Genomic DNA, 21,362 nt, shown 5'->3' with positions numbered 1-21,362 from the left:
TAAACGTTCAAAAATAACACTTAATTAATGATATTGAAGCGTTTTATTCAAAAATCAGGCATCAACAAGAAACACAATCAAAGGTTATGATTTGTTTTAGAATTATTAGATTTAAGAATTTTCATGCACAACAGAAATTGCATGCTCAACATTCTCAGTTAAAGCTTTTTTACCATTAATCCAGGTTTGTGGCGCAGCTAAATCTTCAATAATGTTGTCAATTTTTTCAGGCGATTCTGGTAGTACATCATGAAACTCTTTAAGTTCATTTACCAGTTTAAACGAATTCATATCTCCGTAACCACGAAGTTGCTTCACTCGAAAGAGGAATTTATCTAATGTTTTTAATTTGTCTTGGCTCTCCATAAATGGGCTAAAATGTTCTATATTTTGATAACTAGGCATTTTGATTTACACTTACGAAGAAAATAACGGCTTAGATTTTTTAGGAATATTTTTTTTCTAACTATTCATAAATACTTCAAAATAAAATGAAAATTTACACGCTTGATTTTTCGATAAAATTAAATCTGGTCCCTTATCAAATCAGATATTTTAATACCTTTGAAACTCATTTAAATTTCTAGAGCATAAATTAAACCATGTTATTCAGCGAACAAAATTTTAGAAGAAGGGGCGAATTTTCGGGCAGTATTGAAGTTGTTTGCGGTTCGATGTTTTCAGGAAAAACAGAAGAATTAATAAGAAGGTTGAAAAGGGCTCAGATAGCAAAATTAAATGTAGAAATCTTTAAACCCCGTACTGATACCCGTTATCATGATTCGGCTGTCGTTTCTCACGATTTAAATTCCATTAATTCCACTCCTGTTGATAGTGCTTCAGCAATTTTATTGCTTGGCACAAATACACAAGTTGTTGGTATTGATGAGGCACAATTTTTTGATAACGAACTACCAGATGTTTGCAATAAACTTGCTATGCGGGGCATCAGGGTAATCGTAGCTGGCTTGGATATGGATTTTACAGGTAAACCATTCGGACCAATGCCTGCATTAATGGCCATTGCCGAGCATGTTACCAAGGTAAATGCAGTTTGTGTTTGCTGTGGAAACCCGGCGCTTTACAGTTATAGAACTGTTGAGGATGAATCGACTGTTTTACTGGGTGAGAAAGAAAGCTATGAACCGCGTTGCAGGGCTTGTTACAATATCAACAAAGCCTAAACTATTTCTCCTTAAACAATGCAGGCTACCCCAATAAAAAATATTTCTGTTTTAGGTTGCGGCTGGTTCGGGTTTGCTTTTGCGAAGAAATTGGTCGCCTTAGATTATGCTGTTAAAGGCTCTACAACGACCAGCGAAAAGTTAATGCTGCTCGCAGAAGAAAATATCCAACCTTACCTGGTCAATTTCACTGCAGATAAAATTCAGGCTGATTTAGATTTTTTCGATGCTGATGTTTTGTTTATTTGCATTCCTCCAAAACGAAACTCAGTAGAGCTGGATGACTATCCGAATAAAATTCAGTCCATCATAAATGCTGCCGAAGGTAAAAGTAGAAACATTGTTCTTATTAGCTCAACCAGTGTTTACGGTGATGAAAATAAAACTGTAAACGAGAATAGTGAAACCAAACCCGATACAGCATCTGGAAAAATTATTTTACAGACCGAGGGAATTATTCAAAATCAATTACAGCAAAACTTTACAATACTCCGCTTTGCGGGATTAATTGGTCCGGAAAGAAATCCAGGTAGATTCTTCGCTGGAAAAACTGCTGTTCCAAATGGTTTGGCACCTGTTAATTTAATTCATCAAACTGATGCAGTTGGCATTGCATTAGCGATTATCCAGCAGCAAGCCTTTGGCAGAATTTATAATGCCTGTGCACCGCAGCATCCGGATAGAAAAACTTTTTACACAAAAGCTGCAGCAGATAGTGACTTAGAAAATCCTGAGTTTTTGGAAGAAAAAACCAGCTGGAAAGTTATTGAAAGTTTGAATGTTCCAAAGTTTTTGGAGTATGAGTTCGAGGTTACTATTTAACCATTTCCTAAAATATAACACCTATTTCCACATGTTTTTTAATTATTCTTGACAACAAAACATCCGTAAAAAGAATTAACTCAGCAAACCCAGCAACTCTTTCTTGGTTAAGCCTTTGAAAAAACTTCCGTCACTTTGGATTAAATCTTTAACCAAATCCTTTTTAACGGCTTGCAGTTTCATAATTTTCTCCTCAATCGTATCCGGGCAAATTAAACGAACGGCCATAACATTTTTTTGCTGCCCAATGCGATAAGCCCTATCAATCGCCTGGTTTTCTACAGCAGGATTCCACCATGGGTCGACCAGGTAAACATAATCTGCTTGGGTTAAATTTAAACCCGTTCCACCAGCTTTTAAACTGATTAGAAAAACCGGAATGGAGACGTTTGATTGAAATTCATTCACTGCTTCTTCCCTATTTTTGGTTTGTCCGGTTAAATATTGAAAGTTAATTTCCTTTTCCACTAACCGTTTTTTAATTAAATCAAGCATTCCCACAAATTGAGAGAATATTAATATTTTATGGTTTTGCGCTTTGCTTTCAATTTGCTCTATCAAAACATCAATTTTTGAAGAAGCTTGCAAGTAAGATTTTCCATCGGCAAGCAAAGCTGCTGAATTGCAAATTTGTCTTAAACGGGTAATGCTCCTTAAAACATGCATCGAACTTTTAGGCAATTCATCTTCGGTTTTACCCAAAATATAGTCTTGAATTTCCTTCTTATTGGCTTCATAAACTTCTCTTTGCTCGGTTCCCATCTCGCAATAAAGGGTTATTTCGGTTTTATCAGGCAGTTCTTTTGCAACCTGCTCTTTGGTTCGCCTTAAAACAAACGGCCGAATTTTACTTTGTAATTCCTTTGCTCTTTTACTGTCCTTAAATTGGTCGATTGGCGTAGAATACAAATCGGCAAATTGTTGTTTACTTCCAAATAAACCCGGACAAGCGAAAGAAAGCTGACCATATAAATCGAAAGTGTTGTTTTCTATCGGTGTTCCGGTAAGGGCCACTTTATTTCTGGATTGCAACATCCTAACGGTTTTATAACGCTGCGATTCGGGGTTTTTGATGTTCTGAGATTCATCCAAAAAGATATAATTGAACCGGAAATCTTTTATGAATCGAATATCAGAAAGCAGCGTTCCGTAAGAGGTTAATATTACTTCGAAATGCTTAAAATCTGTTGTAATTTTAACTCGTTCATTACCATAGATGGTTTTAACTTTTATTGATGGTGCAAACTTCTCAATTTCAGCCTTCCAGTTAAAAATTAAGGAAGCAGGCACTACAATAAGGTTTGTATTTTCATTTACTTTTTCTCTTTGCGATAAAATAAAAGCAATTATCTGAATGGTTTTACCCAAACCCATATCATCTGCCAAAACAGAACCGAAGTTAAAATCATCGAGAAAATTTAACCAGTTTAAACCTTCATGCTGGTATGGCCGAAGTTTAGTTTTTAATGTTTTGGGGACATTAGCAATCTGAATTTCTTCAGACCCTTTAAACTTTTCATTTAAAAGACTAATTTCATTTTTAACATCGCCATCCAGCAAAGCATCATCATATAAATCATTTATAGAGGCAAACTTTATCTTCGGCGTAAGTAGCACCTCATCGGTAACTTCGGCGGCATTAAAATAGTTAGTAAACTTTTCAATCCACTCTTCGGGTAAAATACCTAAAGTTCCATCATCGAGCGTTACAAATTTACTTTTATTTCGTATCGATTTATGGAGGTATTTCAAAGCAACTTTCTGCTTGCCAAACTTTACCTTAACCTTCGTTTCAAACCAATCTGTCCCGCTTAAAACCTCAATATTAATTTCAGCTTTATGCTCGTTAAGTTTATTGTTTTTAAGCTGATTGAAGCCCAGAATGTGAATGTCCTTTTTCCTCCAGGCATCAAAAGCATCCAGAAACCAAAGTTCTTCTAAAAATCTTTTTCTGTGGAGATAATAAGAATCGTTCGTTTCCTGATCATAAAAATAAGGATGTTGCCTTATCACATCTGCGGCAAACTGAAGTTCAGTTGCTTCATCCCGATGCAGTGTAAAAACATTACCAAATTTATCCTGAGCCTGAATTTGCTTCTTCGATAAAATCGGAATTTCCAGATTACCGTATTTCATTACAGGAGTAATTAAGATGTAATCTTCAGATTCGGAGAGATAAAGTAGCTTTTCATTCTCCAAATCAAAACCCTTCTCTTCGATTTGTTTAGGCGTTGCGGGCTTTAAGTAAGAATAATCGACATGAATATTTCCCTCAAGCGGAATGAGGATTGTTCGCTGAAATTCTTCGTACTTATTTTTGTGAATAACGAGTCGGTTGCTTTGCTTAATAAAAAAACCAATCACCCGAACAAAATCAGGCTTTTCAATTAAATAAAGCTGATTATTTAGCTGTACAAAATATTGATATTTAATGGCCAGATTATCCAGCTGGTAATCATTCCCGTTGATGAACAGACGACCAGTAATCTCAAAGAAATCATCCTTTTGGTTCACTTGCAAACGTAAATCCATGTCAAGCAAATGAATGTTAACCGGCGTTACCGATGAAGCCTGGATATTTGCAGAACGTTTTTCATCGTGCAGATAAACTGGAATGTCTAACGGATTTTTAGCTATCGCTCTGTGCGCTTCAAGTTCAACATCAATTGCTTCAGTAGCATAATTTTGATGAAAGCGGCTAACGCCACTAAAATATTTCAGGACATCGCTTTGCTCGGTTTTAAAAACTAAATCGGCAGGATTTACTGACTTAAATGGGTTTTTAACTTTCCCGCTTTTGGTAAATTCAGCTTCGAATAAATTTAAAGTTAAGTTGCCATAATAACGATGCGGACTAAAAACAAGAATCAGTTTACTTCCATCGGGTTTTAAGTGCGCTGCTGTAAATTTATTTTTTTTAACAGGAAGTAAGGCAGTTTGCAAATTCTGTTGCATTTCTGCATTAAAACCTTGCAAAGCCTTATTCTTCGGCTTAATCTGTAAACTTTGCTGCTCAATAATTAAATCAAAAAATTCGTCGAGGTTTACTTCCTTTTCTAAGCCGTAATCGGCTGCTACTTTTACTAATTTCTGTCTGCGTAGATTTTCATCAAAGAAAACAAGCAATTCATCACGCTTTAAAATATTATATAAAGTTTGCGCTTGATGAATGCAAAGCTTGGTTTTTGTTGTTTCGCATCTGCAAGTGAGCTTTACAGAGGATTCATTCTGCTGAACCAGTACAATTGGAAAATAATCATCAGCAAAGGGAAAGCTGAAAGCTGCAAAATTGATTTCTATTTGCTCTGCATGAAGGCTGTAAAAGCCCTTAGAATCTGTAAAAACCTGTTGATTTAAATGCTTTAAAATAAAGGTTTGATTAAGGTTTTTTAAGTTAAAATCCGATAAAATATAATCATACAGATTTGCTTCCCGTTCATCACTTCCGATATTATTTTCCTGCATTTAATCCTTAAATATGAAGAAATAAAAGTAAGACTTTTTAATCCGTATTTAAAGCTTTGACGTGCTAAAGAAGTTTTTCTTCGGATTATCGTTAGGCAAAATTGTTTTTATTGCTTCACCAACCTCAATCGGCAAATCCGATTCCAGAATATCGGCACCTTGCAAAAAAGTATTTTTATATTGCTCAGCCCTTTCTTTCTTATCAGTTAGTTTATCATAGCTTGGTGCGGCAGAAATCATACACATTACGCCTTTGCTGTGAAGCATTTTAAATAACTCCATATTTTCAGGTTTATTCACAGAACCAATGTAGGCAATCATATTTTTCCACGGAATGCCGGCTGCTTCATATTCATCAAATGCAGCCTTCGTTTTTACAAAAGCCGAAAACATGGTCTGCGGATTTTTATCGAAATAAAATTTAGCATGTTTGGCGTCATGTACGGTAACCATTATAACCTTATTTGGATGCTCTGCTAAAATTTTCTCCTGCAAGGCAAATGGCACATCCTTTTTATCAAGGTTTAACACCGTTTTACCTTTACTCCAAGCTATCGCTTCTTTTAGGTTTGGAATTTTATAATCCGTAACATTGCCATCAACATCCTTTAACCTTAATTTTTGTAGTTCGGCGTAAGTATAATCTGCAACTTTTCCTGTGCCATTTGTGGTTCTGTTTAAAGTGGCGTCATGCATTAAAACCACAACGCTGTCTCTAGTCAGTCTTGGGTCTACCTCAAAAAATGCGGGTGAATATTTTAAGGTATTTTCAAAAGCTTCAATGCTATTTTCTGGGAAACCTTTAACCGTCCCGCCGCGGTGACCACTGATAATGGGCGTATTTTTACCCATGTATTTAAAAAACTCATGAAGTTGTTCCGCGTTATCAATTTTAAGCACTTTAATTTTTTGCTGCGCTTTTAGGTTGCTAAATGGAATGAGAAAAATGAGCGCATAAAAAAAACCAGAATTGAATTTCATATTTAAAAATAGTAAAATTCAATTCTAGTAAAATATTGTAACCAGAATATTAAGCTGATGTTAACTTGGGGATTAAACCAATAAGCCTTTTAAATCGGCCGGAGAATAATTAATAGATTTTAAGGTTTTATCGTCGGCTTTTCTAAAAACCAAAAACAAGCCATCTATTTCCTTGTAATAAGATTCGGTGTTGTCTTTGTCCAGGTAAAACTGGATGGTTTGTTCTGCCTCTTCAACAGTTTTACAAGCCTTACTCATATTCGAGCGGTGAACTTCGTCGAAAAGGGTTTTAAATTTACCACCCAAACCAAACTCGTGGATTGCACCAGCTAAAACATACTGTAAATCGCAAAGCGCATCGGCAACTTCAATTAAATCATCATTATCCACCGCTTCCTGTAATTCTTTCAATTCTTCGGCTAAAAGCGATATTCTCAAATTAGCACGCTGTTTTGAAGGAATAACTGGCGTTTCTAAAATTGGATGTTTAAAGGTAGTATGAAATTCTGCAACCTGATTTAATGAATTTGTTTCTTGCATGGCAATGTTTGATTTATAAAGCAACAAAGTTAAAAATATTGTTTAATTGCCAATGTTACTCAACATTATTGTTAGTAAAATTGGCTTATTTCTCCCGAACAATTTTGAAAAAAGTTTCTCGGTAAGTATCACCTATCGGGATGGATTGGTCGCCAATATAAAGCGCATTGCCATCAATCATCTTAATCTTTTCAAGCGAAATAATGTAAGATTTATGCACCCTGTAAAAAGGCGGTTGCGGCAATTGCGTTTCCAATTCGCGAAGCGATTGATAAGTAATTATCCTTTGATTGGCCGTGTAAACAGAAACGTAGTTTTTTAAACCTTCGATGTACAAAATTTCGTTGTAGTTAACTTTTATAAATTTGTTTTTGGTATCGCCTTTGATAAAAATATAATCGCTGGTGGCAGCAGGAGTACTTAAAACCTCAGTTTGTGCTGGCGAAATGATTTGTTGCGCCTTTTGTGCCGCTTTATAAAAACGCTCGTAAGAAATCGGTTTTAATAAATAATCAACCACATCAAATTCAAAACCATCAAGCGCATATTCAGGGTAAGCGGTAGTTAAAATTACCTTGCACTTGTCTCCACAAATTTTCATAAACTGAATACCCGTCAGTTCAGGCATTTGGATATCAAGGAAAACCACATCAACCAAACCATTCTGCACCATATTTAGTGCTTCAAAAGCATTGGTAGTGGTGCCAACAAGTTCCAGAAAAGGCGTTTTTGTAATAAATGCGGCAATAATATCCGAAGCATAAGCTTCATCATCAACGGCAAGGCAGCGAATCATATTTAAAGGTTAATTATTAAAGTTGTTTTATAAGTATTACCATTGTTTGCAATAAGCAAATCGTGTTTTTCAGGGTAAATTAAATCTAACCTGCGGTGTATGTTTGCCAAGCCAACACCACTGGAATGGTCTTTTTGTGCATGGCTGATTTTATTGCTCACCTCAAAACTCAACCTTTTTTGTTGAACCTTTAGGCGGACACGTACCGGATGTTTTTCATCATTCACCGTACCATGTTTAAATGCATTTTCCAAAAAAGGTATCAGCATCAAGGCCGCAATTTTCTGTTCTTCAACGCCTTCGGCTTTAAAATCTACGTAAAACTTAGGCTCAAAACGCATTCTAAAAAGTTCGATATAGCTTTCCAGGTAATCAACTTCTTTATTCAAACTCACTTTTCCATCCGGACTCTCATTCAGCGTGTAGCGCATTAAATCAGACAACCTCAATACGGCATTTGCTAATTTATCCGAAACCGGAATGGCAAGCGAGTATACATAATTTAAGGTATTATACAAAAAGTGTGGGTTGATTTGCGATTTCAAAAAGGCGAGTTCAGATTTGACCACCTCATCTTTAAGTTTGCGGTTGGCAATTTCAGCTTTAAAATTTTGCTGTACCGCATAAACCGCAGCAGGAATAACCAGGTAAGATGTACCATAATAAATATTATCTGTAATATAACTAATCGTTGTGGTATTGTTGGAGTAGTTGTGAAAGCCAAACCACTGTAAATACAAAACCTCTTCAATTAGGTATCGCAAAGCGATAAAAACAGCCAATGTAAAAACAATACCTAAAACCAATTGAGGAATTTTACCTTTTTTTAAATAGCTTGGATAAACCCATAAATAGCAGATGTAAAATTCTATGATTTGGATAACCGTCATGGATATGCCCAATGCAATACTTCCGAAACTAGCCGACTCAACCAAATAGCCGCTATATTGATAGGCAAGAATGAGCAACCAGCAAATAATGTGTATTAAAATGACTTTTGTTTGTTTCATGCTATAAAACTATGTAAACCTTTTCAAAGGCTAAATCTTCTTATCCCAAAGCCGAAAAAATTTATCCCAACAGGCTGTTTTTTTAGATGAATCAGATAAGCTGGGCAAATTCGGTTTGGGATAAGAATTTGAACCGTTGGGATTATATAATTTTCAGCACAAGGATTACTCTCCAACTTTGAATCATCAAACAAACGAACAGATTATGAAAACAATACTTAGAACCTTCGCCCTTTTTATTGCATTTGCTGCAAGTTATTTCACTTCATTTGCGCAAAAGCAAGAAGTCTTATTAATAGGAACCTTTCATTACAACAATCCCAACTTTGACGCCGTAAAAACGGATGCATTTGATGTGTTGAGCGAAAAATCACAAAAAGAGTTAGAATACATTGCAGAAAAAATCAAAAAATTTAATCCTGATAAAATTTTTACTGAATGGGATTTTGATAAACAGGCAAAACTCGATTCGTTATATCAGTTATACGTTGATGGCCATTACAACAAATTCATCAGTGAAAAATATAAAAGCGCAGATAATTATGCTTTCTACAATGAAAATGAAATATTTCAACTAGCATTTCGAGCAGCTAAGAATGCCAAATTAAAAAACGTTTACGGCATAGATTATTTTGTCGACTTACCTTTCGATACGGTGATGAATTCGATTAAATCTGCAAAGCAAAACGAACTTATGAACGATATTAACACCTTTATCAAAAAGACAGGTGATGATGCAAACCTGAAAAGAAAAAGTTTGAGCTTAACCGAATTAACGCTTGATTTGAATACACCAGAATCCAGAAAGGCAAACTTAAGTTTCTATGTGCGAACCCTTAATAAAGCAGGCAGCAATGAAAGTTTTGCAGGTGCTTATTCTGTATCAGAATGGTATCGCCGCAATTTATATATGTATTCGCTGGTTCAAAAAATAACCCAATCAACCGATAAAAGGATCGTAATTCTCCTCGGGGCTGGCCACATTTCGATGATTAAAGAATTTATTACCCTGGAAGATAAATTTAAAATTGTAGAGCTGAAAGATATATTAAAGTAAGCTTTACTGGTGCTGTAAAATTACAGCACCAGTAACATCCATACGTTGCAGGCAAAATGTCCTGAATTACCCAAAGGGCCCGTTAAGTTCTTAAATCCGGCCTTCTCATACATACCAATTGCCGTATTGAGTTCGGGAAAAGATTCTAAGTAAATTTCGTTGTAGCCAAAGTGTTGTGCTGATTCGATACTTTTTTGCATCAGCAACTTTCCAACTCCATTTCCTCTTGCATCAGCCGAAACATAAAATTTCACCAATTCAACACATCCCTCAGGTAAACCATCTGTTGGATAAATGCCGCAGCCACCTAATAGTTTGCCATCTTCTTCTGCGAGCCAATACACAGCGCCATCGCTCTGAAACAACTCGTAAAGCGAATCTGTTGTCGGGTCGGTATAAACAGTACCGGGTTTATCAATTTTAAATTCTCTGAAGATGACTCTAATCAGCTCAGCAATTATTGGGTTATCATTCTTTTCTATTTGTCTGGTTTGAATCGGCATTTATTATTTTTTTAAGGATATAATGCTTTGGCAACATTGTGTTAACATAGCAAAGGTACATTTACTTATATTTTATTTTAATTTATGAATCAAATTTTTAGCTTATTTATACCGAAAGACAGAACATTCCAGCCACTTTTTGAAACAGGGGCAAAAAACCTGACCAATATTTCAGAAGCACTTGTACTCTATTTACGTTCTAAAGAACAAGCTGAAAAAACCAGGTTATCTAAAGAAATAAAAGGAATGGAATTGCTTGGAGATAAGGCAACCGACACTATTTATGAGGAATTAAATACAAATTTTATTGTTCCTTTTGATAGACAAGATGTACACTTACTGGCTACCAATATTGATGATATCGCAGATGAAATTCTTTCCATATTAACCAAAATTGAGCTTTATCAGCTTGTTGATTTTAAAGAGCCTATTGTAAAATTTGCCGAAATCATTTTTAAGATGTGTTCGATTCTTGAAGTTGCCATTATTGAAATTAAAAACTTCAAAAACAAGCAAACCATCATAGACATTTGCAAAGATGTGAACCAATTAGAAAGCAAAGCAGACAGACTTTACGAGCAATCTGTTTCTATTTTATTTGAAAGCGAGTTTGATGCCATTACACTTATCAGGCAGTCAGAAGTTTTAACTTTATTAGAAAACACAACAGATAAATGTGGTGATTTGGCAACAACGATAGAAACCATCTTTTTAAAGAACGCTTAATTAGATTGCATAATATCAAAACAAAAGGCTGATAAAAAACCTTTGTTATAGAAAAGATATTATGGAAAATCAAGATAAAAAACTTAACCCGAAGCCATCTGATGATGCACAATCTTTAGTAGAAACGATAATTCCATCTACAGAAACTGAAGAGAGTAAAACCACAGAAGTAAAACATAAAATTTCTTTAGAAACACCACAAGCTCCAGCAGAAAAAAGGGAGGAAAATCCTGAGCACAAAGATGATTCAGAAAAAGAAGAGAGCATTGATGAAACTGTAGAAGACAAAACAGAAGAAATAACGAATAAGAATTCAGAAGAAAAAGCGGAAAGTTCGGAAAACGAGTCTGAAAAAGTAACAGATGCTGATTCCGAAGAGGAAGCTGAAAACTCATCAAACCAGAAAAAGGAAGGTACAGATGAGGGCGACAAAATAGAAACCGTTGCACCATAATGCATTTGGCGAGATAATTGTTATACCGCTGAAATAGTTTAACTAATTTGGCATTATGACACACATGAAAAAAACACTATTATTTTGCTTTTTAACCGTTTCGATGTTCGGTTGCGGCATAAATAAGCAAGCCCAGCAAATTAAAGCTTTAGAAGCCTGTACCTACAAAATCAAAAATGTAAATTCTATTTCCTTAGCCGGAACAGATTTAACAAGACTAATTAATCAGCAGGATTTTAATATTGGTAGTTTACCCGGAGTTGCCTTAGGTTTGTTAAGAAAGGATATTCCGTTGAGGGCAAATTTGAATTTAGAAATTACAAATCCATCTGCAAACTTGGCTGCTATAAACCAGTTTGAATATAAAATTTTGGTTAATAATACAGATTTAGCTGAAGGAATTGTAAATCAGGCGGTAAGTATCCCCCAAGGACAAACCGTAACCGTTCCGGTACAAATGGGCAGTAATATTTACGGCTTAATTTCTAACGGTAACGTTTTAAATGATATCATTAAGGCAGCACAAAAAGGCTCCAAAAGCGATGAGAAGCTAGGCCTATTAACCATAAAAATCAAACCGACAATTATGTTAGGGAATACACCAATCAAATACCCTGGTTACATCACCATAAATAAGGATATAAGCAGCAAAATTTTATTGTAAAACAAAAGCCCGGACAATAAATCTGGGCTTTTATTTTTAAAACTTTTTAGCGGGTTCTTTAACCATCCCTTTAAAACTATTTTGGTCTAACTGTTCTGAAACCAATTTTATTTCAGTAGTTGAAAGCCTTTGCGGCATCGTAGTAGAATTTGCACTTAAACTGGCAGTCTTAGCCGCAGAAGTTACAAATGTTCCAGTTTTGGCATAGTTTAGGGCATAACCAAGTAAAGTTTCGGTTTCATCGCCCCAGGCTTTCGTTAAATCCTCGAAAGCTTCTTTATCAACCGTTAATCCAGAATAATAACCACCAACACCCAGTTGATTTTTAGTTTCAAACTCAGGAATATACATTTCTACCTTATCAATTTTAATCGGGAAGAATCCAACAGGTTTACCATAAGTTTTCGTACCAATTAATTTAACATCCATTACCGGTTTTAAACTATTGATGGTTAATTCACTTGCAGACGCTGTTGCATCCGTTACAATAAAATACACTCTGCTTAAATTTAATGAACCTGTTTTAGCGAAGCGTTCAATGTTATCAGAAGATGTAGATGAATAATCCAAATCAGCATAAGTTGCATATTTTTTGTTAACACCACTGGTGTAATTCTGCAATTTACCCTGACTATCTAATATCGGTTGGTGAGCCAAAACAGACGCCTGCCTTTGCGCTGTTGTTAAACCTTGAAGAAATGCATTGTAATGTGTGGTGTACATCACATTTCCATTTTGTGCCGTGGGCGCTAAAATATCTATAATTTGGGTAGCCGTACTAACATAACCGCCACCGTTGTAACGCAAATCAACAATAACTTCTGTAACGCCTTGAGTGGCAAAACTTGCGAATGTTGAGTTTATCGCTGCAGAAACATTATTGGTAAAGCTATTAAAAACAATATAACCAACCTTCTTTGTGCCTGCGGTGTAGATGTTCGTAAATAAAATTGGGTTGAGCGTATAGGTGGATTTAGCTACAGTTACCGTTTTGCTGCTTCCACTTAAATCAGTAAATGTCAAATTTACAGATGTAGCTGAACCGAATAACGCATCATTTAAAAAATTCACAGTACTGTTGCTATAGGTCAAGTTTGTTCTTCCGTTAATAGCGGTTAATCTACAAGCCCTTGTTAATCCTTGCTGGCTAGCAGAAGAGTTTGGATAAACATATTTCACACGTAAATCTGAAATAGTGTTATACATAACTGAAAAACCGAAGTCAGTTTCTGTACCATTTAAATCTGCTTTGAGGGCAGCAGTTTTGCCTGTGGCACCATAATCAAAAAACGAATACTTGGGCAAAGTGCTGTTAGTTACATATTCGTATGGTGAACCAGTTTCCGGGTTTTTCGAGTACTGAGTCAAAGCATATAATTCGGTTTCATTACTACTGAAACTACGAGGCTTAAAAACATCGTAAGTTGGTAGGGATGTATTCCAATAGTACAGTTCTTTAGCATACAAAAAGATAGAATCTTTAGTTAATTCATCTCTGGTTCCGGTAACAACAACTGGAGGAGTCGGTGTTACGACTGGCGGCGTGTCTGTTTTTTTACAAGCGAACAAAACAGATATGCCAAATGTTAAAAGAAATAATATTAATCTTCCGTTATTATTTTTCATAAATTATTGATTGTCAAATCAGTATAATACATATACGTAAAACACCGACTAAAAGTTTATTGCAATGATATTACAACAATTTTATGACTTAAATATACGGAAAGTGAATGGTTTAAATTGTAGTGTATCGATATATGCCGGAAGAATATCGGTAGAAATTTTAAACAAAAAAGCCTTTCAATCGCTGAAAGGCTTTCTATTGTAACAATAGGATGAGATGTTACGTATCATTTCAGTCCTTCTACCAACTGAAATATTTTAAAACGGTCGCTAAAATAGCAAACGACCTAAAACAACTAATTGATAAAAAAGAAACACTAAATCAAGTTTATAATCTATTCAATTCTCACCCAAATTAGGTTCGAATTGAAAGATTATGGAGAGCGTGTTCTTTATTTAATACTGTAAACTTATTAAAGATATTGCTGCAAAAATAATAAAGTAGATGAAACACACTATTTAGTAGATGAGCAGTAATCTAAATTAGATTGCATGTAAATATCAAAAGCCAAATATATAAAAAATATGCATTTTTACTATTAGTCAAACGTTTGTTTTAATTTTTAGATGAAATTAATATTATAAATTCAAGCACCCACAATTTGTCTCATACACACCTTAAATCTTTTTTCCTTTTATCCGATATTTACTATGGAAACATTAAATACCAAAAGCTATGGAAACATTAGAATTTGAAAAAAAAATTAAAGCAACTCCAGAAAAAGTGTGGAGCATTTTATTCGGAGAGCAAAGTTACAAGCAATGGACATCGGCTTTCGCCGAAAATTCCACAGTAGAAACAGACTGGAAAAAAGATAGCAAAGCTATTTTTGGTGATGGTACCGGAAATGGAATGATTGCCAGAATTAAGGAAAACATTCAAAATGAGTTTTTATCTATAGAGCATCTTGGAGAAATTAAAGATGGCAAAGAGCACTATGATAATGACTGGACCGGAACATTGGAAAATTATACCCTTGTGCCAGCAAATGATGGCACACTTTTAAAAATTGATATTGGTGTTCAGGAAGAATGGAAAGCTTATTTTAATAAAACCTGGCCGAAGGCACTAGATAAAGTTGCCGAATTGGCGGAAGCTTAGAAAAGCAAAATTATACCCTAAAACAAAAGCCCCGAAATTTCGGGGCTTTTTAAGGAAGTGGTGCCACCTGGATTCGAACCAGGGACACAAGGATTTTCAGTCCTTTGCTCTACCGACTGAGCTATGGCACCTCCCGTTTGGGATTGCAAATGTAATATTCTTTTCTTCAAATGCAAGAATGCTTTTTAAAAAAATAAACATTCTAAAACTCGAAATAAAAAAGCCTTCTATCTCTAAAAGGCTTTTTGAAGTGGTGCCACCTGGATTCGAACCAGGGACACAAGGATTTTCAGTCCTTTGCTCTACCGACTGAGCTATGGCACCTCCCGTTTGGGATTGCAAATGTAGTGTTCTTTTTCCAAAAGCAAAACTTTTTTTCAAAAAAGAACCTGTTCATCTGATTATCAATAAATTAATTTTTTGTGGCAATAACAACAATGGTAACAAAGTAATTTAGAATAAGTACAAACTAGTATTTTTTTATGCATGCATAGCAATTTATATGAATTAAATATCCTAATTTAGCGCAACAATCATAAAATACATGGTGAGCCAAATCCTTTTTCTTGCACTTACTATTGCTGCAATTGCACTTTTTACGGTTAATCTGCGCAAAATTATCCGCAATATCCGTTTGGGTAAAGCAGTAGATCGTAATGATCAGCCTCAAAAAAGATTGATGACCATGTTAAGGGTTGCTTTTGGTCAATCGAAAATGGTGGTTAAACCCATACCTGCGTTTCTGCACTTCTTTGTTTACATTGGCTTTGTAATCATCAATATAGAAGTTTTAGAAATTATGATTGATGGTTTATTCGGCACGCACAGAATATTTCATGGATTAGGTGGTTTATATAATTTCTTGATAGGTTCTTTTGAAATTCTGGCCTTTACTGTTTGGTTCTCATGTATCATCTTTTTAATCAGAAGAAATATTTTAAATTTGAAACGCTTTAAGGGCGTTGAAATGACGAAATGGCCAAAATCAGATGCAAACTATATTCTGATTACAGAGGTTTTGTTAATGACCGCATTTTTACTGATGAATGCAGCTGATGCTAAGTTGCAGTTACTTGGTGCTGAACATTACGTTAATGCAGGTTCATTTCCGATTAGCCAGTTTTTGGTAGATTTATTACCAAATTCGATGCAAGCATTAACCATAATCGAAAGAAGTACCTGGTGGTTTCACATTATCGGAATCCTAGCTTTTTTAAACTATTTACCATATTCAAAGCATTTCCACATCTTATTCGCATTCCCGAATACTTATTATTCAAACCTTAATCCCAAGGGCGAATTTACGAACATGGCGTCTGTAACAAATGAAGTTAAAGCTATGCTCGACCCTTCCTTTGTACCTGCAGAAATAGAAGCCGGAAAGTTTGGAGCGAAGGATGCAACGGATTTAAACTGGGTGAATTTGATGAACGCGTACACTTGTACTGAGTGCGGTCGTTGTACATCTGTTTGCCCGGCTAATATTACAGGCAAGTTATTATCACCACGTAAAATTATGATGGATACCCGGGATAGGATTACCGACATCGGGAAAAACATTGATAAACACGGTGCAGAACATCAGGATGGAAAATCTTTATTGGATGATTACATCACCAGAGAAGAAATTTGGGCATGTACCAGTTGTAATGCTTGCGTTCAGGCTTGCCCGGTAAATATTGATCCTTTACAAATTATTACAGAATTGAGGCGTTTCGCAGTTATGGAAGAATCTCAGGCACCGGGAAGTATTAACGCCATGATGGGCAATATTGAGAATAACCAGGCGCCATGGAAATATTCGCCAGCCGATCGTTTTAATTGGGCGGAAGAAAATAATGGTTGAGGTTTTGAGATAAAACAGGATTTTATTTTATAATCACTAAAAAAGTCTTGATACTTGATACCTAATACTTGATACTAAAACAATACTTGATACAGAGAAATGGAATTTAAAGTACCAACAATGGCCGAGCTAATGGCAGCAGGAGAAGAACCAGAAATATTATTTTGGGTTGGCTGTGCCGGGAGTTACGACGAACGTGCACAGAAAATCACCCGCGATATTTGTAAAATTCTTCATCATGTTGGTATAAAGTATGCGGTTTTAGGTACGGAAGAAAGTTGTACAGGAGACCCGGCAAAGAGAGCCGGAAACGAGTTTCTATTCCAGATGCAGGCCATGACCAATATTGAGGTTTTGAATGCCTACAACATCAAAAAAATCGTAACAGGTTGTCCCCATTGCTTTAATACCATTAAAAATGAATATCCGGGCTTAGGTGGAACTTACGAAGTAATACACCATACCCAACTTATCCAGGATTTAATAAACGAGGGAAAATTAAAGGCCGAAGGTGGAGAAAGCTTTAAAGGTAAAAAAATAACCTATCACGATCCTTGTTATCTGGGTCGTGGAAATGGCATTTATGAAGCACCAAGAAAAGCACTTGAGGTTTTAGATGCTCAATTAGTGGAAATGAAACGCTGCAAGAGCAATGGCTTATGTTGCGGTGCAGGTGGTGCTCAAATGTTCAAAGAACCCGAAAAAGGCAAAAAGGACATTAATGTAGAGCGTGTTGATGAAGCTTTAGAAACCAACCCACAATTTATTGCCGCTGGTTGCCCATTTTGTATGACCATGTTAAGCGATGGCATTAAACTAAAAGATAAAGAACAAGAAGTTAAGGTTTTAGATATTGCTGAAATAACTGCAAGAGCGAATGGTTTATAATTTATTTTCTTTAAGCTGAACAGTGTTGTTTGGACCTATCCGAGTGAAATTTTCTTTAATCTGGTTTAAATCTTCGGCTTCAATGTTTTTTAGTGGAATAACAATACAGGTAGCCATCGAATCAACATCTCCCGCCCTATCATTGTAAGTTTGCACAATTACATCATCGTTTTTTGTGCGCAAAAATAACTTACCCGACGTTGTCGTACCGTAATAATCTAAATCCTTGAACTTAGCGAGTTTAAAAGCAAAATATTCTACTTTCCCATTATTAAAGTAACGCTTATACCTGCAAAACCCATTGTTGGTAACATTCAGTTCGTACTTCTTTATCGCATTGCTTTCCTGGGCAAAATCATAATGGTCGGTAAAGCTTTTTTGCAAGTAATTTACATATTCATCAACACCATCGGCCTCCGAAAAAGAATATAAAAATATGCTCAGAGCCGGAATACTCAACAATCTCAAGCAGAATGTAAACTTTTTCATGGGGTTAGCGTTTTGATAACACCAAGTTAATTAAAATGATAAATTTGCAATATGATTTTTTCTCCACAATCAAGAGTTTGGATATACCAAAGTAACCGTCAGTTTAATGCAACTGAAGAAAAAGAAATTCTTCAAAAACTTGAAGCTTTTACAAGTCAATGGAAAGCGCATGGCAATGAGTTGATGGCAAAGGCAGAAATTCGCTATGGTTACTTTATTATTCTTACGGTTGATGAAAGTCAGGCAGGCGTTACAGGATGTTCTATTGACAGCTCTGTAAGAATTATCAAAGATATTGAGCAAACCTACAATGTAGATTTATTTAACCGTTTTAATATTGCGTACAAGCTTGAAGGAGAAGTTCATGTTCAAGGTAAAGAAGATTTTGAAACCCTTGTTAACATTAAAAATGTAACCCCAGAGACTATCGTTTTTAATAATATGGTTCAAACCCTTCAAGAGCTAGAAACTAAATGGGAGGTTGCCTTTAAAGACAGTTGGCATGCTCAGGTTTTTGCCCACTTACTTTAATTTTCGAAAACCTCATATTTCAAGCCCATAAAATAAATACAATACTGTGGAATAAAGCGATTTATTTAACACAATGCCAAAACAATTTAACCTGTTAAATCATTATATTGGTTAAATCAAACATTCTCTATGGCACGCTGGTTAAAAATCTCTCTGAAAATTGTTGGGGCATTATTTATTCTGGTAATTCTAACCTGGCTGGCTGGCGCATTTTACATCAGCAGAAATAAGAAGGAAATTTTAAGTTCAATTTTAGCTCAATTGAATAAAAACTTAAATGGAGAAATTACAGCAACAGGCATGGAACCAACTTTATTAAGAAGTTTCCCTGGCGTTTCGGTTTCTTTGAATGGCGTTTTATTGAGAGATAGTTTATGGAACCAACATAAACATGATTTACTGAAAGCCCAAAATATAGATGTTTCTTTAAATGTACTATCGTTGATAGTTGGCAATGTAAACATCAATCAAATTTCAATTAATAACGCCTCAATTTATCTCTTTACGGATTCTACCGGATATAGTAATACCAGTATATTTAAGAGCAAGGCTGCTAAAACAGAACCATCCGATTCGAAAACGCCCGATTTCGCAGTTAAAAAAATTGACCTGAATAAAGTTGAACTTACTGTTGATAATAAAAAAAGGTTTAAGCTTTTCAATTTCAATATCGATCAGGTTCAGGGGCGAATGAAATACCCGGACAGTGGCTGGACAGGCAAAATCAGATTAAGAACTATGGTCAATAGTTTTGCTTTTAACACCAGAAAGGGTAGTTTTTTAAAGGATAAAGTTTTGGATGGAACGCTTTCAGCTCATTACAGCAAAAAAGAGGAAGCCGTAATTTTAGACCCCGAAGTTTTAAAAATTGGCGAACATCCATTTAAAATTGGTGCGAAGATAGATTTAGCAAATGCCGGTTTTAACATCAGCATTGCGGTTGATAAAATTTTGTTTAGGGATGTTGCGCTTTTACTGTCGCCAAATATCTCGTCGAAGCTTTTAAAATTTGGTATCGAAAAACCGATAGATATTCGCGGAAATATTATAGATGATGGTTCAGGAAAATATGGTGATCCATTAATTAAAGTTGGTATTAAGGTTCGTGATAATGTAGTGAGTATTCCTGCAGGTAAACTTACAGCTGCAAATTTTGATGGCTCATTTACCAATCAGGATACGGTTGGCGGCATTATTGGCGATGAAAATTCATCCATCAAATTTCATAACCTAACCGCAAAATATTTTAACGCACCGTTAAAGATAGACACCTTTACTGTAAACAATTTGGCACAGCCGATTGCAACAGGCTTGGTTACTTCACAGTTTCCCTTATCTAACTTAAACAACTCTTTAGGCACAAACGATTTTGAGTTTAAAAATGGAACTGCCAATTTAAGGCTATACTGTAGAGCCGATATCGATAACTTCCGCTTTACCAAGCCTGTTGTTTCTGGCGCAATAAAAATTGCAAATGCCGATATTCTTTACATTCCACGTAAGCTGCATCTGGTTAAAAGTGCACTAAACATTAATTTTAATCAAAACGATTTATCCATTAAAAACGGTCATTTCCAACTTGGTAAAAGTGAACTCAATGTGAATTGTAGCATCGCTAATTTTGCCAATTTGTATTATACCGACCCAGATAAGATTATTGTAAACTTAAATATGTACAGCCCGCAACTGTATTTAAATGAGTTCCTACCCTTTTTAGGTCCAAGAACAACTGGTAAAAAAAGTAAATCATCTTCAGGCGGAATTAAAACGGCATCTAAAGAATTGAGCAATGTACTGGAAGTTTCAAAAATGAACATTCAACTTAAGGTTGATAAAGCCATTTACGATAAGTTTACAGCCAAAAACTTAAATGCTGATGTTTCGCTTAGAGGAACTGGAATTTATTTTAATAAAATAAGCGTTGCGCATGCAGGTGGTTTGCTTAATCTAAACGGAAATATTATTCAGGAAACGGGCTCAAATCTTTTCAAAATAAATTCTAAAATCAGCCATGTTAGTGTAAAGGATTTTTTCTATTCGTTTGATAATTTCGGTCAGCAAACCATAACCAATAAAAACCTTCAGGGTTATTTATCTTCTCTGGTAAACATTTCGGGAAAAATTTCTCATAGCGGAAAGATATTGCCTCGTTCTATCAATGGAAAAGTGGTGTTCAATTTAAAAAATGCGGCTTTAGTAAACTTCGATCCAATGGTTAAAGTTGGAAAATTTGCCTTTGCGAACAGAAATTTATCTGATGTTAAGATTAATAATCTTGACGGTACGCTTTTAGTAAAAGGAGATAAAGTTGAGATTAAACCTATGCAGGTAAATTCAAGTGCGCTAAACTTCAATGTTAAAGGAATATATGCCTTAAATACCGGCACAAATGTACAAATGGATATTCCGCTAAGAAATCCCAAAGGGGATGAAAACTTAACAGCAAAAGAAAAACGAGAAGCCAGAATGAGGGGCATTGTACTTCATCTAAAAGCTATTGATGATGAAAAGGGCGGAATAAAAATCAGGTGGAATAAGGATCATGATTAGCTAAAAATATAACAAAATAACGTAGACAATTTCTGGTATTTAGTCTTTTTAATTATTACAAGTAACAATACTAATGATTAAGATTATAACAGAAATAAATTCTACATAAATTACTATATTCGAACTCC

At 35.2% G+C, this 21,362-nt stretch carries 20 protein-coding genes and 2 tRNA genes; 11 read left to right on the top strand and 11 right to left on the bottom strand.

Annotated elements, in window-relative coordinates:
* Nucleotides 1-111: 111 nt before the first annotated feature.
* Entirely contained in the window at nucleotides 112-366 is a 255-nt protein-coding gene (locus tag R2Q16_RS07670) for a hypothetical protein (protein ID WP_316736234.1), read from the bottom strand.
* Between the two features lie 236 nt (nucleotides 367-602).
* On the opposite strand from R2Q16_RS07670, the gene R2Q16_RS07665 reads away from it, so the two are divergent.
* Nucleotides 603-1,184, top strand: a complete 582-nt coding sequence (locus tag R2Q16_RS07665) for a thymidine kinase (RefSeq protein ID WP_316736233.1) — start codon at nucleotides 603-605, stop codon at nucleotides 1,182-1,184.
* A gap of 18 nt (nucleotides 1,185-1,202) precedes the next feature.
* Complete coding sequence (locus tag R2Q16_RS07660; protein WP_316736232.1) at nucleotides 1,203-2,006, top strand: NAD(P)-binding domain-containing protein; 804 nt, start codon at nucleotides 1,203-1,205, stop codon at nucleotides 2,004-2,006.
* A gap of 75 nt (nucleotides 2,007-2,081) precedes the next feature.
* Here the strand turns inward: R2Q16_RS07660 and R2Q16_RS07655 are convergent, their stop codons facing one another.
* The 5 genes from R2Q16_RS07655 to R2Q16_RS07635 form a co-directional block, all read right to left on the bottom strand.
* The gene (locus R2Q16_RS07655) at nucleotides 2,082-5,471 is read right to left on the bottom strand and encodes a DEAD/DEAH box helicase (protein WP_316736230.1); all 3,390 of its coding nucleotides are present in this window, start codon (nucleotides 5,469-5,471) and stop codon (nucleotides 2,082-2,084) included.
* A 48-nt stretch (nucleotides 5,472-5,519) separates the two neighbouring features.
* Nucleotides 5,520-6,452: a glycerophosphodiester phosphodiesterase family protein gene (locus R2Q16_RS07650; protein WP_316736229.1), complete on the bottom strand. Its 933-nt coding sequence runs from the start codon at nucleotides 6,450-6,452 to the stop codon at nucleotides 5,520-5,522.
* 72 nt (nucleotides 6,453-6,524) lie between these two features.
* Entirely contained in the window at nucleotides 6,525-6,992 is a 468-nt protein-coding gene (locus R2Q16_RS07645) for a nucleoside triphosphate pyrophosphohydrolase family protein (protein ID WP_290240042.1), read from the bottom strand.
* 85 nt (nucleotides 6,993-7,077) lie between these two features.
* Nucleotides 7,078-7,788, bottom strand: coding sequence for a LytTR family DNA-binding domain-containing protein (locus R2Q16_RS07640; RefSeq protein ID WP_316736228.1), 711 nt, complete (start codon nucleotides 7,786-7,788; stop codon nucleotides 7,078-7,080).
* 2 nt (nucleotides 7,789-7,790) lie between these two features.
* Complete coding sequence (locus R2Q16_RS07635) at nucleotides 7,791-8,798, bottom strand: sensor histidine kinase (RefSeq protein ID WP_316736227.1); 1,008 nt, start codon at nucleotides 8,796-8,798, stop codon at nucleotides 7,791-7,793.
* Between the two features lie 205 nt (nucleotides 8,799-9,003).
* Between R2Q16_RS07635 and R2Q16_RS07630 the strand changes: the two genes are divergently transcribed.
* Nucleotides 9,004-9,855 (top strand): DUF5694 domain-containing protein, encoded by an 852-nt coding sequence (locus tag R2Q16_RS07630; protein WP_316736226.1) that lies wholly within the window; start codon nucleotides 9,004-9,006, stop codon nucleotides 9,853-9,855.
* A gap of 20 nt (nucleotides 9,856-9,875) precedes the next feature.
* Here R2Q16_RS07630 and R2Q16_RS07625 read toward each other — a convergent pair whose 3' ends face one another.
* Nucleotides 9,876-10,358, bottom strand: a complete 483-nt coding sequence (locus tag R2Q16_RS07625; RefSeq protein WP_316736225.1) for a GNAT family N-acetyltransferase — start codon at nucleotides 10,356-10,358, stop codon at nucleotides 9,876-9,878.
* Between the two features lie 84 nt (nucleotides 10,359-10,442).
* Here R2Q16_RS07625 and R2Q16_RS07620 point away from each other — a divergent pair, with 84 nt between their 5' ends.
* The 3 genes from R2Q16_RS07620 (at nucleotide 10,443) to R2Q16_RS07610 (ending at nucleotide 12,202) form a co-directional block, all read left to right on the top strand.
* Nucleotides 10,443-11,084, top strand: a complete 642-nt coding sequence (locus tag R2Q16_RS07620; protein ID WP_316736224.1) for a DUF47 domain-containing protein — start codon at nucleotides 10,443-10,445, stop codon at nucleotides 11,082-11,084.
* 61 nt (nucleotides 11,085-11,145) lie between these two features.
* Nucleotides 11,146-11,538 (top strand): hypothetical protein, encoded by a 393-nt coding sequence (locus tag R2Q16_RS07615; RefSeq protein ID WP_316736223.1) that lies wholly within the window; start codon nucleotides 11,146-11,148, stop codon nucleotides 11,536-11,538.
* Nucleotides 11,539-11,602: 64 nt separating this feature from the next.
* Nucleotides 11,603-12,202: a hypothetical protein gene (locus R2Q16_RS07610; protein WP_316736222.1), complete on the top strand. Its 600-nt coding sequence runs from the start codon at nucleotides 11,603-11,605 to the stop codon at nucleotides 12,200-12,202.
* A gap of 36 nt (nucleotides 12,203-12,238) precedes the next feature.
* Here R2Q16_RS07610 and R2Q16_RS07605 read toward each other — a convergent pair whose 3' ends face one another.
* Nucleotides 12,239-13,828 (bottom strand): S41 family peptidase, encoded by a 1,590-nt coding sequence (locus R2Q16_RS07605; RefSeq protein ID WP_316736220.1) that lies wholly within the window; start codon nucleotides 13,826-13,828, stop codon nucleotides 12,239-12,241.
* 676 nt (nucleotides 13,829-14,504) lie between these two features.
* Between R2Q16_RS07605 and R2Q16_RS07600 the strand changes: the two genes are divergently transcribed.
* Nucleotides 14,505-14,930, top strand: coding sequence for an SRPBCC domain-containing protein (locus tag R2Q16_RS07600; protein WP_316736219.1), 426 nt, complete (start codon nucleotides 14,505-14,507; stop codon nucleotides 14,928-14,930).
* 58 nt (nucleotides 14,931-14,988) lie between these two features.
* Here the strand turns inward: R2Q16_RS07600 and R2Q16_RS07595 are convergent.
* Nucleotides 14,989-15,061 (bottom strand) — tRNA-Phe (locus tag R2Q16_RS07595).
* 120 nt (nucleotides 15,062-15,181) lie between these two features.
* Nucleotides 15,182-15,254 (bottom strand) — tRNA-Phe (locus tag R2Q16_RS07590).
* A gap of 220 nt (nucleotides 15,255-15,474) precedes the next feature.
* Here R2Q16_RS07590 and R2Q16_RS07585 point away from each other — a divergent pair.
* Both R2Q16_RS07585 and R2Q16_RS07580 read left to right on the top strand, forming a co-directional pair.
* Nucleotides 15,475-16,776 (top strand): (Fe-S)-binding protein, encoded by a 1,302-nt coding sequence (locus tag R2Q16_RS07585; RefSeq protein ID WP_316736218.1) that lies wholly within the window; start codon nucleotides 15,475-15,477, stop codon nucleotides 16,774-16,776.
* A gap of 99 nt (nucleotides 16,777-16,875) precedes the next feature.
* The gene (locus R2Q16_RS07580) at nucleotides 16,876-17,664 is read left to right on the top strand and encodes a (Fe-S)-binding protein (RefSeq protein WP_316736217.1); all 789 of its coding nucleotides are present in this window, start codon (nucleotides 16,876-16,878) and stop codon (nucleotides 17,662-17,664) included.
* Here R2Q16_RS07580 and R2Q16_RS07575 read toward each other — a convergent pair.
* Entirely contained in the window at nucleotides 17,659-18,153 is a 495-nt protein-coding gene (locus R2Q16_RS07575; RefSeq protein ID WP_316736216.1) for a hypothetical protein, read from the bottom strand. The genes R2Q16_RS07580 and R2Q16_RS07575 overlap by 6 nt on opposite strands.
* Before the next feature lie 51 nt (nucleotides 18,154-18,204).
* Here R2Q16_RS07575 and R2Q16_RS07570 point away from each other — a divergent pair, with 51 nt between their 5' ends.
* Nucleotides 18,205-18,684, top strand: coding sequence for an ABC transporter ATPase (locus tag R2Q16_RS07570; protein ID WP_316736214.1), 480 nt, complete (start codon nucleotides 18,205-18,207; stop codon nucleotides 18,682-18,684).
* A gap of 129 nt (nucleotides 18,685-18,813) precedes the next feature.
* A complete protein-coding gene (locus tag R2Q16_RS07565) occupies nucleotides 18,814-21,234 on the top strand; it encodes an AsmA family protein (RefSeq protein ID WP_316736212.1) in 2,421 nt (806 codons plus the stop codon).
* Nucleotides 21,235-21,362 lie beyond the last annotated feature (128 nt).

It is taken from the genome of Pedobacter aquatilis, from assembly GCF_032678425.1.
GTDB classification, from domain to species: Bacteria; Bacteroidota; Bacteroidia; order Sphingobacteriales; family Sphingobacteriaceae; genus Pedobacter; species Pedobacter aquatilis_B.
The sequence above is the reverse complement of the archived record's forward strand: the minus strand, read 5'-3'. Positions and strand labels throughout refer to the sequence as shown.